This is a genomic window from Bacteroidota bacterium (genome assembly GCA_030706565.1).
GTDB lineage: Bacteria > Bacteroidota > Bacteroidia > Bacteroidales > JAUZOH01 > JAUZOH01.
The window spans coordinates 1-16,518 of sequence record JAUZOH010000006.1 but is presented as its reverse complement, the minus strand read 5'-3'; the positions used below and the strand labels follow the sequence as shown (position 1 = coordinate 16,518).

General features: G+C 38.8%; 15 protein-coding genes. All 15 read left to right on the top strand.

The window, feature by feature from the left end; translation table 11 throughout:
* Positions 1-5 precede the first annotated feature (5 nt).
* The 15 genes from Q8907_01065 to Q8907_00995 all read left to right on the top strand — a co-directional run bounded on the left by Q8907_01065 (position 6) and on the right by Q8907_00995 (position 15,915).
* Positions 6-371, top strand: a complete 366-nt coding sequence (locus Q8907_01065) for a response regulator (GenBank protein MDP4272848.1) — start codon at positions 6-8, stop codon at positions 369-371.
* Positions 371-2,401, top strand: a complete 2,031-nt coding sequence (locus Q8907_01060; protein ID MDP4272847.1) for a chemotaxis protein CheA — start codon at positions 371-373, stop codon at positions 2,399-2,401. Before Q8907_01065 ends, Q8907_01060 begins: the two co-directional genes overlap by 1 nt.
* An 8-nt stretch (positions 2,402-2,409) precedes the next feature.
* Positions 2,410-2,958, top strand: a complete 549-nt coding sequence (locus Q8907_01055; GenBank protein ID MDP4272846.1) for a chemotaxis protein CheW — start codon at positions 2,410-2,412, stop codon at positions 2,956-2,958.
* A gap of 17 nt (positions 2,959-2,975) precedes the next feature.
* The gene (locus tag Q8907_01050) at positions 2,976-3,836 is read left to right on the top strand and encodes a CheR family methyltransferase (protein ID MDP4272845.1); all 861 of its coding nucleotides are present in this window, start codon (positions 2,976-2,978) and stop codon (positions 3,834-3,836) included.
* Positions 3,837-3,850: 14 nt separating this feature from the next.
* Complete coding sequence (locus tag Q8907_01045) at positions 3,851-5,401, top strand: response regulator (GenBank protein ID MDP4272844.1); 1,551 nt, start codon at positions 3,851-3,853, stop codon at positions 5,399-5,401.
* A 27-nt stretch (positions 5,402-5,428) separates the two neighbouring features.
* The gene (locus Q8907_01040) at positions 5,429-6,325 is read left to right on the top strand and encodes a HAMP domain-containing sensor histidine kinase (GenBank protein ID MDP4272843.1); all 897 of its coding nucleotides are present in this window, start codon (positions 5,429-5,431) and stop codon (positions 6,323-6,325) included.
* An 11-nt stretch (positions 6,326-6,336) separates the two neighbouring features.
* Positions 6,337-6,813: a chemotaxis protein CheD gene (locus Q8907_01035; protein ID MDP4272842.1), complete on the top strand. Its 477-nt coding sequence runs from the start codon at positions 6,337-6,339 to the stop codon at positions 6,811-6,813.
* A gap of 42 nt (positions 6,814-6,855) precedes the next feature.
* Positions 6,856-7,923, top strand: a complete 1,068-nt coding sequence (locus tag Q8907_01030; protein MDP4272841.1) for a chemotaxis response regulator protein-glutamate methylesterase — start codon at positions 6,856-6,858, stop codon at positions 7,921-7,923.
* 108 nt (positions 7,924-8,031) lie between these two features.
* Positions 8,032-10,317 (top strand): PAS domain-containing protein, encoded by a 2,286-nt coding sequence (locus Q8907_01025; protein ID MDP4272840.1) that lies wholly within the window; start codon positions 8,032-8,034, stop codon positions 10,315-10,317.
* A gap of 27 nt (positions 10,318-10,344) precedes the next feature.
* Complete coding sequence (locus Q8907_01020) at positions 10,345-10,524, top strand: MarR family transcriptional regulator (GenBank protein ID MDP4272839.1); 180 nt, start codon at positions 10,345-10,347, stop codon at positions 10,522-10,524.
* A 148-nt stretch (positions 10,525-10,672) separates the two neighbouring features.
* Positions 10,673-11,266, top strand: a complete 594-nt coding sequence (hisIE, locus tag Q8907_01015; GenBank protein MDP4272838.1) for a bifunctional phosphoribosyl-AMP cyclohydrolase/phosphoribosyl-ATP diphosphatase HisIE — start codon at positions 10,673-10,675, stop codon at positions 11,264-11,266.
* Positions 11,267-11,282: 16 nt separating this feature from the next.
* Complete coding sequence (locus tag Q8907_01010) at positions 11,283-13,148, top strand: TonB-dependent receptor (GenBank protein ID MDP4272837.1); 1,866 nt, start codon at positions 11,283-11,285, stop codon at positions 13,146-13,148.
* Positions 13,149-13,204: 56 nt separating this feature from the next.
* A complete protein-coding gene (locus Q8907_01005) occupies positions 13,205-14,200 on the top strand; it encodes a DUF1848 domain-containing protein (protein MDP4272836.1) in 996 nt (331 codons plus the stop codon).
* A 130-nt stretch (positions 14,201-14,330) separates the two neighbouring features.
* Positions 14,331-15,209, top strand: a complete 879-nt coding sequence (locus Q8907_01000; protein MDP4272835.1) for a site-specific DNA-methyltransferase — start codon at positions 14,331-14,333, stop codon at positions 15,207-15,209.
* Positions 15,169-15,915: a PmeII family type II restriction endonuclease gene (locus Q8907_00995; protein MDP4272834.1), complete on the top strand. Its 747-nt coding sequence runs from the start codon at positions 15,169-15,171 to the stop codon at positions 15,913-15,915. The genes Q8907_01000 and Q8907_00995 overlap by 41 nt, the downstream gene beginning before the upstream one ends.
* The last annotated feature ends 603 nt before the right edge of the window (positions 15,916-16,518 follow it).

The following is a 16,518-nucleotide window of genomic DNA, read 5'->3' as shown; positions in this document are numbered from 1 at the left end:
AAATTATGGGAAAAACAATTTTAATTGTTGACGATTCCGAAAGTATAAGAGAAGTGGTCAGTTTTACTCTTGAAAATGAGGGCTATAATGTCCTGGTGGGAGTTGACGGCAAAGATGCATTGAAATTTCTGGACGGTCAGTCTATAGATTTGGTAATTACCGATTTACATATGCCGGTGATGGATGGCATTGAACTGATTAAAACTGTAAGAAAGACTGAAGGCTATCAGCGGATACCAATTTTGTTTTTGACAACAGAATCACAGGTCGCTAAAAAAATGGAAGCAAAAGAAGCCGGTGCTACCGGTTGGATTATCAAACCTTTTGTCCCTTCAAAATTATTGGATGCCATCAGTAAAGTATTAAGGTAATGGAAAATTTCAAGGAGAAATTCAAAGAGGAAGCTATTGAAAACATCAATGATTTGGAGAAAGCTTTATTGGAACTTGAATCTTCACCTCAGGATAAAGAGCTGATTGAAAGGGTTTTCAGAGCTATGCACTCACTGAAAGGTGGAGGGGCAATGTTCGGATATGCCAATATCAGTGAATACACCCATAATCTTGAAACTGTATACGACAGGGTGCGCAACGACCAGATGAAGATTGATGAAAATTTGCTCAATATAACTTTTGCTTCGGTTGATTTACTTAAGAAATTTTTGAATGAAGAAGACCAGGATCCGGAAGTTATTAAAGAGAAGAATTTCCTTTCGGGTGAAATCAATGCTTTGATCAATGGTCAGCCGATACCCAACCAACCAGTTTCTCTTCAACCTTTTGCTTCCGAAGAGAAGAATAAATCGCTCAAGACATTTTATGTGCTCTTTATTCCTGAAGAAAATATTTTTGATAACGGTACCAATCCCCTGTTTCTTCTTGATGAACTTGGTTCTTTGAGCAATGATTTTGTTGTATATCCTCATGTTAATAAAGTTCCAGGTCTGGAAAAAATCAATCCGGAATCCTGTTACATATATTGGGAAATTTATCTGTCCACTGAAGCTGATATGAATGCCATTACCGACGTTTTTATTTTTGTGGAGGATGAATGTGTTTTGCAGGTCAATAAAATTAGTGAGGTGAATTTACTGCAGAATAAGGAATTTTTAAATAAAATTGATAAAACCTATAAAGATCAGGTTGATGCTGATGTAAACGAATTAACCAAATTTGCCTATAATTTATCTCAAGCCTCGGTTGAAGAAAAGAAAAAGGCTGAAGAAAAACCAGGGATAAACGTTAAGGAAAGGGCGATTTCAAGTATCCGCGTTGCTTCAGATAAATTGGACAATTTGATGAATCTGGTCAGTGAATTGGTCACAGTCCAGGCACGTCTGGATTTATATGCGGCAAACAGTGAAGATGCCGAACTGCTTGCAATTGCCGAAAATATTCAAAAGCTTTCCCGCCAGATGCGGGACATCGCTTTTTCCATTGTGCTTATTCCTATTGAAACTATGCTTACCCGTTTCCAACGGTTGATCCGGGACCTTTCCAATGAATTAAACAAAGAAGTTATTTTCGTGACCGAAGGAGTAGAAACCGAATTGGATAAGACAATTATTGAAAACCTGTTAGACCCGTTCATGCATATATTCCGTAATAGCCTGGATCATGGCATAGAATCCGCCGAAAAACGTATTGCACTTGGGAAACCGGCCAAGGGTAAAATCATGCTTAAGGCATTTTATTCGGGGGCTAATGTTTTCATCCAGATCAGCGACGATGGTGCAGGCATTGATCCTGAGGTAATCAGGGAAAAAGCCATTCGAAAAGGATTTATCAGCCAGGATGCTCAATTATCCAAAAAGGAACTGATTGATATGATATTCCTTCCTGGTTTTTCTACTTCAGATAAGGTTACTGATGTATCCGGCAGAGGCGTGGGAATGGATGTGGTAAAACGTAAGATTTCGGATATCCGCGGTGAAGTTGAAGTAGAATCTGAAGTAAATGTGGGTACCACCATCACTATTAAGTTACCTTTGACACTTTCCATCATTGACGGGTTGTTGGTAAAAATCCAGGATACTTTCTATGTTATCCCCTTATCTGTTGTAAATAAAATTTATGCTGCCCCTCATAAGGATCTGGTTAATACCTTCAACCATCTTGTTGTGCTTGATGGCCGGCAGATTCCTTTTTATTATCTGAGAGAGGAGCTGGGTGTTGAAGAGAATCAGACTCAAATGGAAGAAGTGGTTGCCGTAAAATATGAAGACAGGGAAATCGGATTGGTCGTTGATAGCGTGGAAGGAGAATATCAGGCTGTATTGAAACCTTTAGGCAAACATTATAAAAAGCAGGATTTCTTTTCGGGTGCCACCATTTTAGGCAACGGGACTCTTGCCCTGGTTATGGATACCAATAAAGCAATTAAACGTTTTTCGATTCAATAATAAAAATTGTGGAGGACTTATCAATGGATAATATAGAAAATAAGATCAGTTCTTATCTTTCATTTAAATTAGGTGATGAATATTTTGCTGCCAATGTATCTAAGGTACTTAGCATCCTGGAAATGACCAAGATCACTAAAGTTCCCAAATCCCCTGATTATATGAGGGGGGTGATAAATCTCCGGGGGACGGTTTTGCCACTGATTGATACAAGGGTTAAATTTGGGATGACTCCTACCGAATTTACCGTTAATACCTGTATCCTGGTATTGGATATTGATATGGACGGCGAATCGGTTCACATCGGTGCTTTAGTCGATTCGGTTCATGAAGTGGTTGAAATAGAAGAATCCCGGATACTGCCTCCTCCTAGTATTGGAAGTAAGTACAAAAGCGAATTTATCAATGGTATTGCAAAGATAGGGGATGATTTCGTGATGATTCTCAACATGGACCTTATTTTTTCGGCTGATGAGATTGTCGATTTAAAGGAGTCAAGCGAAAATGTTGAAATTACAGAAGAGGCTCAGGAAGCTGAAGTAAATAATCATTCCTGATTTTGGATTTATCTGATATGGCAGAAAATGGAATCAATGATATTTATAAGGCAAGGCTTTCCCCTGCTGAATTTTCAAAGTTAAGCAGTTTTATCTATCACGAGTATGGAATAAAGATGCCTCCAATAAAAAAGACCATGCTCGAGAGCAGGCTTCAAAAACGTTTAAGAGCTCTGAATTTGAGCTCTTTCAGGGAATATGTGGATTATGTCTTTAGCAAACAGGGACAGGAGAAGGAAGTAATCCAGATGATTGATATGGTCAGTACCAATAAAACCGATTTTTTCAGGGAACCCGGCCATTTCGAATTCCTTGAATCGACCTGTCTGCCTGATTTCTTGAAGACCAATTCTCCGGGTGTTCGCCCTTTTATGATTTGGAGCGCAGGTTGTTCCAGCGGAGAAGAGCCTTATACGATGGCTATCTGCATGAACGAGTTTGCTGAAAAAAACAAGGGATTTGACTATTCCATATTTGCCACGGATATTTCAACCCGTGTGCTGCAGTCAGGGGTTGATGCCGTATATAACGAATCCCGGGTTGATGGCCTGCCGCTTTATTTGAAATATAAATATTTCATGCGTAACAAAAATCCTGAAATCAGAACAGTGAGGGTGGTGCCGGAATTAAGAAGGAAAGTGACTTTTCACCGTTTAAATTTTATGGATCCTGTTTACAAGCTGGATTATTCTTTTGATGCTATTTTCTGCCGGAATGTTTTAATTTATTTCGACCGGGATACCCAGGAGAGTGTTCTGAATAAACTTGCTTCAAAATTAAAAAAAGACGGCATTTTCATCCTGGGACATTCTGAATCTATTTCAAACCTTAATGTGCCTTTGGCGCAGATAAAACCTACTATATTTAAAAAAATATAGGTAGTTTAAACATTATGGACGAGAAAAAAACTGCAAGAATATTAATAATTGATGACAGTGCGATTAATATTTTGTTGATATCCAAAATATTAGAACAGAAGCATTTTCTATTAGACAGTGCCCGTAATGGAAAAACCGCCCTGATTAAAGCACATGAACAACAATTTGACCTTATTTTGTTGGATGTGATTATGCCGGATATGGATGGCTTTGAAGTGTGCAGGCGATTAAAAAAATCATCGGATACCAAAGATATTCCCATCATTTTTCTTACGGCCATGAATGATGAAAAGAGCATAGTCAGAGGTTTTGAAACAGGTGCCGTGGATTATGTACTGAAGCCATTCAATGAAACGGAATTATTGGCCAGGGTGACCACTCACCTTGAACTTCGCCGTTCCAAGGAGGAACTGAAAAAAGCCAAGGAAATTGCCGAGAAAGCTTCCCAGTATAAGAGCGAGTTTCTGGCTAATATGAGCCATGAGATCCGTACCCCGCTCAACAGTATTATCGGAATGGTCGAATTGACCAAGGAAACCGAACTAAACGCCCAACAAAGGGAGTATCTCGATATTATTGGCCTGTCTTCTCAAACCTTACTCTCCTTGATAAACGATATCATTGATTTTTCTAAAATTGAAGCAAATCAGATTATCCTTGAAAACATAGGTTTCGACTTAACCAAAGTTATTCAGGACATTGCCCTGATGCTTGATTCAAAAGTCAAAGAAAAAGGATTGCAGTTCAATGTCCATATCGACGACTCTATTCCTAAATATGTTGAGGGCGACCCCGTCCGTTTAAGCCAGATATTGTTAAATCTGAGTACCAATGCCGTAAAGTTTACAGATAGGGGTGAAGTAAATATTCATGTCCATTGTTTGAGTGATGATGAAGACAAAATCACCATAATATTTGATGTGACGGATACCGGTATTGGAATTGCCCAAAAGGATTTTAATAAACTGTTTAAATCTTTTTCCCAGGTCGATGTTTCTACCACCCGGTTGCACGGGGGAACAGGTTTGGGATTAGCTATTTCACAGAGATTGGTTGGCTTGATGAAAGGCCGGATAGGCGTGGAGAGCACTTTGGGTGAAGGTTCGAAATTCTGGTTTAAGGTAACATTAAAGAAAGCAAAACATGCTGTCAAGCAAAAAGACAAATCCGGTTCTTCTGATGTCAGGTATAATCCGGTTATTAACAATATTTTAGTAGTTGAAGACAACCTGCTCAATCAGAAAGTTATAAAATTTTTGCTGCAAAAATATCAGTACAATATCGATATTGCTGAAAATGGCAGGTTGGCCCTAAGCATGTTCAAAGATAAAAAGTATGACCTGGTTTTTATGGACATCAACATGCCGGAGATGGATGGTTATGAAGCAACCCAAATGATAAGAAATTATGAAAACGAAAATCATTCCCTGCAGAAGGTTAAAATAATTGCCATGACTGCAAATGCGATGAAAGGGGATGAGGAAAAGTGCCTTGCTGCCGGTATGGACGGATATGTAAGCAAACCTTTCAGGTCTGAAGAATTAAAGGCTGTATTAAAAAATTGATAACAAACTTATTATAAATATAAAGATATGACCCGGTTATCTGACGAAGAATTGCTTGAGGAGTTACAACGCAGGTTTAAGGAAAACAAGGAAGATCTTGAAGAGTTAAAACAGTTGATGAATGAGTTGAAAACGGTGAATAAAAAGCTGGAAGATTCCGAAGCTTTGAAAAGCCATTTCATCTCCAATATCACGAATGAAATCATTAATCCTTTTACCTCTATATTAGGACTTTCAAAAAGTATATTATCTGTAAAAAAAGAGGATTGGAAAACGGTTATTGCCATGGTGGCCTTAATTCACTCAGAAGCATTTACCCTTGATTTCCAGCTTAGAAATATTTTTGTGGCTGCTAAAATAGAAGCCGGTGAAATATATCCTGAAATTTTAAATACCGACATTAAGTCTCTTTTTAATACGGTTTTAGATTCTTTTAAGTTTGAATCAAAAAAGAAGAATCTGAATTTTGAATATAAGTTTGATATAGCCAGCGAAGGAGGTGCAGTGGTTTATTTTAAAACAGATCCTGAAAAACTTAAGCTGATTATGTCTAACTTAATGAGCAATGCGGTGAAGTTCAGTTATGACAAGGGAAATATTATTTTACATGTTTGGCAGGAGAATGGACTGTTAAATGTCAGTATTCAGGATTTTGGCGCAGGAATTTCAGAAGAAAACCAAAAAATTATCTTCGACAGGTTTAAACGTTTGGACAACGGGATTAATTCGATCAACAGGGGACATGGATTAGGATTGTCTATTACAAAGGCATTGTTGGATCTTTTGGATGGGAGCATTGAAGTCAGGAGTCAGAAAGGGAAAGGTTCTGCTTTTACCATTTCCATTCCTGAATCTCAATCCGGTATAGCCGGATTTTCTTCAGACGGAAATGACTTTTTATTCGAAAATGACGAAATATTCTAATGCGCTTATAAATGGACGACAATTTACCCCTTCATTTCTTATATCCATCAGCATTGTTTGTCAGCAAGGATCCTTTTAAGGTTTATACTATCCTGGGGTCTTGCGTGTCGGTATGCTTATGGGATCCGGTGTTGAAAGCAGGAGGCATCAATCATTACATGCTTCCCTTATGGAATGGGCAAGGACTTGCTTCTCCAAAGTACGGTAATATTGCTATTGAACGACTTATTGATAAAATGCAGGCTCTTGGGTGTCTGAAATATAATCTTATAGCCAAGGTATTTGGTGGCGGCGAGGTGATTGATTCTTCAATCTCAAAGTTTAAAATCGGAGAAAGAAATATTATCATCGCCAGAGAAATACTCAATGATTTAAAAATACCTGTTGTCAGTTCCAGTACCGGTGGTAAAAACGGAAGGAAAATAGAGTTTTATACGGCAACGGGGGAAGTAAAGCAAAGGTTTGTGAATAAAATCGGAAATTCATAAGGCTTTTTAAATCTGTATTTTACAAGGAATATCTCAATTCTAATGAAGAAAAAGATTAAAGTATTGATTGTTGATGATTCGGCGGTGGTGAGACAGACACTTTCGTCAATTCTTTTGACTGAACCAGATATTGAAGTGATCGGTACAGCAGCAGACCCTTTTGTGGCTGTAAAATATATCCAGCAGCAGGTTCCAGACGTCATTACCCTTGATATTGAAATGCCCAAAATGGACGGCCTCACTTTTTTAAAAAAAATCATGGCCCAATGTCCTATTCCGGTTGTTATTATCTCAAGCCTTACGGCCAAAGGAACTGAAACCGCCCTGAAAGCTCTCGAATATGGCGCTGTGGAGGTGGTTACCAAACCTCAGATGAACACCAGGCAATTCATTGAAGAATCGCGGATTCATTTGTGTGATGTTGTTAAAGCTGCTGCAAATGCAAGGGTTTCAAGAAAGATTTTTTCAAATGATATAGTCATTCAGCCTAAATATTCGGCTGATGCTATTTTACCTCCTTTGATTGGTGAAGGAAGTATGATAAAAACCACGGATATGGTTGTGGTTGTCGGAGCTTCTACTGGTGGAACAGAAGCCCTGCGGGTATTTCTTGAAGCTATGCCGCCGGATGCAATGGGGATTGTCATTGTCCAGCACATGCCTGAGCTGTTTACCCGTTCATTTGCCGAAAGGCTCAATGAACTTTGTAAAATAGACGTGAAGGAAGCCGAAAACGGAGACAGCGTAATCAGGGGACGGGCATTAATCGCGCCGGGCAATCATCACCTTTTATTGAAACGCAGCGGGGCTAAGTATTATGTCGAAATAAAGGATGGGCCGCTGGTAAACCGGCACCGCCCTTCGGTTGATGTGTTGTTCCGTTCGACGGCGCGCTATGCGGGCCGCAATGCCATTGGCGTAATTATGACCGGCATGGGCGATGACGGGGCTAAGGGATTGCTGGAAATGAAGCAGGCAGGAGCTTATACCATCGCCCAGGATGAAAAATCCTGCGTGGTTTTTGGTATGCCCAATGAGGCTATTAAACTTAATGCAGTGGATAAAGTTCTGGCTCTCGACAAAATTGCTCCTTCTGTTTTAAAATATTGATGCGTTTTGAATAAATTCTTAAGCAATTTAATATATTCGATATTTTAAGTTATTTTGCGTTACCTGGATAAATTTTTTTCTATACTCTCACAATTAAATTGAAATACTATGAACGATGTTAACTCTAAAGCCATAGTTACAAGATATTCCTGGAAAGGAGGTTTAATCGGTTTGGGATTTACCTTCATCGCTTTTATTGTTGATGTGATCATTTGCAAAACAGATTTATCCTTTGAGGCTATTGCACAAATTCATTACCTCAATCCGATTTTCTGGGTGATTGACCTTTTCCCCATTGCAGGTTGCGTCCTCGGTTATTTCCTGGGACAGTTTGTGCGTAATTGTGACCTGAAAAAGAAAGAATTGACAGACGCCGAGTATCAAAAAAACAAGAAAATTCTCATTTTTCTGAAAAGATTGATTGAAGGGGAACTGGAAACCGAATATAAGCTTCAGGACAGTAAAGATATACTCGGAAAATCGCTTCTTGATTTGCGCGACAACCTGATTGAAAAGCGCGAAATTGAAAAACAGCGCAGGAAAGAGGATGAGAACCGGAACTGGGTTGCCGAAGGATTGGCAAAATTCGGGGATATTTTGCGTAAGTTTAACAATGGAATAGAGGAATTGTCCTACGAACTGATCAGCAACCTGGTAAAGTATCTGAAGGCCAATCAGGGCGGTTTCTACTTGCTGAATGAGGATAATCCCAGCGAGAAATATTTTGATATGACGGCCTGTTTCGCATACGACCGCCGGAAGTTTGCGGATAACCGTATTGCCTGGGCTGAAGGCCTTGTCGGCACATGCGCCCTGGAGAAAAAGTCAATCTTCATGACCGATGTCCCTGACAATTATTTGCGGATTACCTCAGGGCTTGGAGAAGCAAATCCCCGCTGTCTTTTGCTTGTCCCGATGATTGTCAATGACGAACTTTGCGGTGTAATAGAAATTGCTTCTTTCCAGAAACTCGAGCCTTTCCAGATTGAATTTGTGGAGAATGTGGCCGAAAATATTGCTTCTTCCATTACCAACATAAAAATCAGCTTGAGGACTTCCCGGCTTTTGAAGGAGTCGCAGGAACAGTCAGATGCTCTGGTTTCAAAAGAGGAACAGTTGAGGCAAAACATGGAGGAATTACAGGCCGCACAGGAAGAGGCTAACCGGCAGGCAGAAAAGTTCGTTAATTTTACAAATTCCGTGAATCATACCATGATCCGTGCTGAATTTATGCCCGATGGTTCTCTGATTTATGCCAATACCCGATTTTTAAACAAACTGGGTTATATGAATAATTCTGATGTCGAAGGAAAGAACATCTCCATGTTCATTAATGATAAAGACAAGGCCTGGTTTTTCAATATCTGGGATGATTTATCAAAGGGCGGAAAGCATTTTGAGGGGGATATGAAGTTTGTCACCAGGCAAAGGCAGGATCTATGGACCATGGCAACTTTCACCTGCATCAGGCGCTCTGATAATTCTGTGGAAAGGATATTATTCCTGGCTATCGACACTACAGACCAGAAAAAGCAAAGTCTGGATTATGAAGGCCAGATCGATGCTTTAAACCGTTCAACCATTAAAGCTGAATTTACTCCTGAAGGAGAATTCCTGGGAGGGAATCAGAATTTTCTTAAAACCCTTGAATATTCGCAGGAACAGGCGAATGAAAAGACCGTTTTTGATTTTATCAGCGTCTTGGAAGTGAATAAATTTAAGAAATCCTGGGAATCAGTTGTTAACGGTGAAGCTTTTCAGGGGCAGTTTCAGATTAATACCAGTTCCAATGCCCATAAATGGTTCAATGGTACGTATTCTGCAGTACGCAACATGTACAACGAAGTGGCCAAAATCGTGTTTATCGGTTATGATGCCACCAAGGAAAAACTGATGGAAATTGAAACAGCCGCCCAAACCGAACAATTGAAGCTACAGGAAGAACAGCTTAGAAGTGCACAGGAAGACCTGAGCAAGAAATTGGAAAAGGCCAGGTACGAGATGCAGCTTCAATACAAGGAAGTTGAAAAAGTTAAGATACGTAACGAAAGGACCCTGGAAGGCGCCCTGGATGCCATTCTGACTATTAATCAATTCGGCACTATTGAATTTTTCAATCAGGCTGCCGAAAACTTGTGGGAAATCGATCGCCAGGATGTACTGGGCAAGAATGTTAAGGTGCTTTTCTCTGAAGAAGCCGTGAAAACTGATGAATTTGTAAATTCCTTTGTACGGCAGGGCGAAAATAAAATTGTTGGCCAGAGAAGGGAAGTGAATATCAGGAACAGCGCCGGACAGGAGAAACCTGTTCTTTTCCTTCTTTCCGAAGCAAAATTGGATCATGAACATTCTTACACCGCATTTGTTCAGAATATTGAAGTGGAATTATTCTAATTTTTCAAATTTTAAAAATTATATGCCATGGATGCAAGTGAATTGGTTATGAAAACCCTCAATGAATCGAAAGAGGCGATGAAGAGCGGCGACATTGCCGACAAATCGGGATTGGACAAAAAAGATGTTGATAAGGCAATTAAAAAACTGGTTGCGGATGAAAAAGTGTTTTCTCCCAAGCGCTGTTTTTATGCCGTAAAACAATAAACTGAATCTCAGTTCCGGTTTTCCCATTTATTGTTCGTTTTATAAACTGAAAGCTGTTTGTTCATTAGTCATGGAAATTGTAATTGTTTTCATGAGTATTGCTTTTTGTCTATAATGGTTTAACTTTGGCATTTTATTTTTGAGCGTTATGAATTTAGATTTTGACAAATTAGATGGTTTGGTTCCTGCTATTATTCAGGATAACACCACAAATAAAGTATTGATGCTGGGTTTTATGAATGCTGAAGCATTTGAAAAAACCCGGAAGGAAGGCCGTGTTACCTTTTACAGCCGTACCAAAAAACGTCTGTGGACCAAAGGTGAAACAAGCGGTAATTTTCTGAATGTAGTGAAGATCATTCCTGATTGCGATAATGATACCATCCTGATCAAGGCCAATCCAGTCGGTCCTGTTTGTCATACCGGCCAGGATACCTGTTTTAATGAAGTCAATAAGGCTGATTTACATTTCCTGGTTGAACTTCAGGATTTAATTGATACCCGTAAAAAAGAACTTCCTGAAGGGCATTATACCACCAAACTTTTCAAATCCGGCATCAACCGCGTAGCGCAGAAAGTAGGCGAGGAAGCTGTTGAAGTGGTCATTGAAGCGAAAGACAATAACGACGATTTGTTTATCAATGAAGTTGCCGATTTGTTCTATCATACCCTTGTTTTGTTGACGGCCAAGAATCGCCGCATCGAAGATGTTGTCGAAATTTTAATCGGCAGGCATAAGTAGGAACGATCTATTTTTTATGAGACATTTGCATATTTTCTTTTTGCTGATTGTCCTCATTTCTCCTTTATCTGCCCAAATTGATTCCTCTGTGGTTACTTTGCCCGAAGTGACCATAAAGGAAAACAGGCTTGAAGTTCCTTTTTCTGAATCATCAAGGAATATAAGTTATATAGGGAAACGGCAATTGCAAAACCTGCCCGTACAAAGTGCTGCTGAAGCGTTAAGCTATGTGCCGGGTGTTGACATGCGCCAAAGGGGGCCAGCAGGAATACAGGACGATATCAGCATAAGGGGAGGTACTTTTGAGCAAACCCTGGTGCTGATCAACGGTATCAAGTTAATTGACCCTCAAACAGGCCATTATTCCATGAACCTGCCGTTGAATTTTGAAAGCATAGATCATATCGTTGTTTTGAAGGGGCCTGGATCAAGAATTTACGGACAGAATGCATTTTCTGGCGCTGTTAACATCATTACCCGCGTGCCTGAGAAGAAAGCTGTTGACCTGCATCTGTATGGTGGAGATTTCGCCACTTTCGGGATAGGGGCATCTGTTGCCCTTCCTGCTAATAAATATGGACAGTTCCTTTCTTTTGCCCATGATGCTTCCGATGGCTATCATTACAATACAGATTATAAGGTTGATAATGTTTTTTACCAGTCGGAACTGACTGCTTTAGGCGGTAAATTCAACTTTCTGGGCGGATATACCGAACGCCGTTATGGCGCCAACGGTTTTTATTCCAGCGCTTCATTTAAGGACCAGTGGGAGTCGCTTAAAACCGGACTGGCCAGCATTGAATATGTCAAAGATGCCGGAGTGTTTGAAATCAAACCCCGCCTTTCCTATCGGCATAATGACGACAAATATGTTTTTGTCAGGCAGAATCCTTCGGTTTACGAAAATCTCCATCAAACCGATGCGCTGGAGGCGGATTTGAATGTTTCTGCAAAAAACAGGCTGGGCACCTGTGGAATGGGACTGGAATATCGTTCCGAAATGATTTCGGGTACGGCAATCCGTTCGGGTAAATCATCTGTAAGCCCGCTTTCAGGACACAATCTTGATAATTTTGGGGTATATGCAGAGCAAAAGTTTATATTCGGGCATTTTGATGTCACTAAGGGTGTATATGCCAACTGGTACAACCAGTTTGGCTGGAATATATTTCCCGGAATAGACCTGGGCTATGATTTGGGACGGCATATAAGGGTCTATGCGAATGCCGGCCGTTCGGTGAGAATTCCGACCTTCACCGACCTTTATTACGATAATCCCGGTAAGGAAGAAGGCAATCCTTCTTTGAAGCCAGAAGATGCTTTGACTTATGAAGGAGGAATCCGTTATTCCCTGACAGGCTTTACTTTTAATGCTTCTTGTTTTTACCAGCATGCCACCCGGCTTATCGACTGGGTGACTGTGCCATATACCGATTCCACGAATATTGTCCGTGCGGTGAATCTCAGCAATGTCGATAAAAGCGGGGTGGAGCTGACAGTTCACATGCTTCCTGCCGTGATTTTCAGTAAGAATTTCCCGGTAAAAGACCTGACCCTGAGTTATAATTACATCAAGGCCGACTTCAACCACCCGGAATTTATCGAATCACGCTATGCTCTGCAGAATATCCGCCATCAGCTGATTATGGGCGTGGAACATACGCTTTTTGCCAATTTTACTCATGATTTCAAAGTGCGTTATATTGACCGGGTTAACATGGCTCCGTATTGGGTGTTCGATTCCCGTTTTACCTGGAAAATAAGGAACTTCAAGGTTTACGCCGAAGCTACCAATCTTACAAATACCCATTACACGGAAGTAATGACCGTCATGCCCGGCAGGTGGTTCAGAATGGGCATGCAAATGAATATCCCGTTTTAGTTGATCTGTCATCATTCAAATTGTTGTATTTTTGACAATATAAACCTTGACGGACAATGGCCTGGCCCAAAGTTACAGTAAAATTATCCGGAGGCGAAACCGTTGAAGGCATAGCCCCGGTAATCATCTCCGCCAGCCGGTCGACGGATATCCCTGCTTTTTATCCGGAATGGCTGGTACAGCGGCTGAAAGAAGGCTATGTGCGGTGGCGGAACCCTTTCAATGGTTCATATCAGAATGTTTTCTTTGATCAGGCCCGGCTGATCGTTTTCTGGTCAAAGAATCCCCGGCCGGTCTTCCCTTTCCTGGATGAAATAGCTGAAAAAATTCCCAATTATTATTTCCAGTTTACCCTGAACGATTACGAAAAGGAGAAGCTGGAACCTTTTGTTCCCGGGCTGCAGTCGCGAAGGGATACTTTCATGGAATTGTCCAAAAAAATCGGCAAGGAAAAGGTCATCTGGCGTTTTGACCCGCTGGTCCTGACGGAACAAACAGGTGTGGAAGAACTTTTAAGAAAGGTTGAAAAAATCGGGAACCAGCTTAAAGGATACACTGAAAAATTGGTTTTCAGTTTTGCCGATATCAATCGGTATAAAAAGGTTCAGAAGAACCTGCAGGTAAATCGTATTCCCTATCGGGAGTTTACTGAAAAAGATATGGCGGAATTTGCCTGCGGCCTTCAGCAGCTCAACAAAAGTTGGGATTTCGAGCTGGCTACCTGTGCCGAAAAAATTGACCTTGAGCAATTTGGCATTTTGCACAACAAATGTATAGACGATGATCTGATGATCCGGCTATTTCCTTATGACAAAAAGCTGATGGATTTTTTAGGTGTCACCGCCGGCGATCTTTTCAATTCTTCCAGTCACCTTCTGAAATCGCGCAACATAAAGGATAAGGGCCAGCGTAAATACTGCCGTTGCGTGCAAAGTAAAGATATCGGCTCATATAATACCTGCCCGCATTCGTGTTTGTATTGCTATGCGAATGAGCCAAAAGAAAGGGTCGTTAAAAATTTAAGCAATAATTCTTCAAATATTAACGAATAAAATAATTTTAATATTGTTAAGATTAATACTTAAGCGATTGTTATTTGCCAACGTTAAAAATTAAAATAATTATTTGATATTTTGGATTTGATAAATATTAAATTTGTCATATTTAACGCAAGTATAATTAATGGAGATAAAAACTGATTTATATTTAGGTGATAGTAAAGATCAATTAAAATTATTACAAGATAATTCTGTTGATTTGATTGTAACTTCTCCTCCCTATGCAGATCAAAGAAAAAGTACTTATGGAGGTATTTATCCGGAAAAATATGTTGAATGGTTTTTGCCAATTTCAGAACAATTACATAGAGTTCTTAAACCAACAGGAACATTTATTTTAAATATTAAAGAAAAAGTTGTTAATGGAGAAAGGAGCACATATGTTCTAGAACTAATTCTTGAAATGAGAAAACAAGGTTGGCTTTGGACTGAAGAATTTATATGGCATAAAAGAAATAGTTATCCTGGAAAATGGCCAAATAGATTTCGAGATGCATGGGAAAGGCTTCTTCAATTTAATAAAGAAAAAAAATTTAATATGTACCAAGAAGAAGTTATGATCCCGATGGGAGATTGGGCGAAGACTCGTTTAAAAAATCTTTCTAAAACTGATAAACTTAGAGATAATTCAAAAGTTGGCAGCGGTTTTGGTAAAAATATTTCCAATTGGTTGGAAAGAGATAAAGCATATCCTACTAACGTTTTATATTTGGCAACAGAATGTAATAATAAAAATCATAGTGCTGCATTTCCAGAAGAATTGCCTGAATGGTTTATTAAACTTTTCACAAAAGAATATGATACAGTTCTTGATCCCTTTATGGGATCAGGAACTACTTTAATTGTCGCTAATAGAATGAAACGTAATTCTATTGGTATTGATAATGTCCCTGAATATTACGAAATGGTCAGAAAACAACTTAAGCCTGTTGAATTATATTTATTAGAACCAGAAGTAAAATATGAAAAAACTAAATTTGGAAGACGTATCTCAATACGTTGAAAAAAATATTGGTGTATTTCATCAAAAAAGGATTCAAAGCCTTGATGATTTGAAATTGTCAAAAGTTTTAAAGCGTAAAAATCCATACTTATTTAAAGCAAAACATGTCTTAACAGCTGAAGAGATAATTCGTGGAATTGTTGATGCTCATATTTCTTCAAATGAGGAAACAATTTTTGGTGATTGGTTGGAAGGGCTTGCTATTTTTATTAGTGGTCAAGTATATGGAGGTTATAAGTCTGGTATTACTGGAATTGATTTGGAATTTGATGATGATGATGGGAGAAGGAATATAGTGGCTATTAAATCTGGTCCAAATTGGGGTAATAGTTCTCAAATTACAAAAATGATTGAGGATTTTCGAACAGCTAAAAAGACTTTGAGAACAAGTAATTCACAATTACAGATCATTGCTATAAATGGGTGTTGTTATGGAAAAGATAAAAATCCAGATAAAGGAAATTATCTTAAATATTGTGGACAAAAATTTTGGGAATTCCTTTCTGATGAATCTAATCTTTATACAAAGATAATTGAACCTCTGGGTTACAAAGCAAAAGAAAAAACTGATGAATTTGTAGAAATATATTCTCAAATGATAAATAAATTTACAAGAGAATTTTCAAATGATTTTTGTAAAGATAATGGGGAAATAGATTGGGAAAAATTAGTTCGTTTTAATTCTGCAACAATTATAACCAATTAAAAATAAGAATTTTAGTTCAGAACTAATATTGTTACTAAGGTTTCATTTATGATATTAAGTTTTTTACTATAAGTAATTTGTTACTAACGAGTCTTAATATAATTAATATGCTTAAGGTTTTAAAATATTATAAAAATTGAAAGAGCTCAAATATCAGAAAGTGCTTCAATAAATACCCTCTCCAAACCCGCTAAAATCGTGATTAAAAACGGCAATCCGTTTTGATAAGCTTCTCTGCTAGGCAAACCAAGCTCGAAAGTTCATGCTTCAGAATACTTGAGCAAAATATAATTATATGCAGCTAATTTGTAACATTTTAATTTGAAAATATGTTAATGTTTTGGAGAAATAGTTAATTTAAGAATCTGAGGTTTATAGCTTAAAAGAGTTGTAATAAGCAATGACAGCAAGATTGCTGTGAGAGAAATGTTAGCAATAACTTTAAAAGATACCGTGCATGATAAAAGCAACATTTGAAAATATTAGAAAACAAATTACAGAACTGGTTTCAGATTCTAAGAAATTGATACAAATCTCAGTTGCATGGTTTACAAGCCAGGATTTATTAGGACAATTAGTTGAAAAAGTCGAGCAGGGTTGCAA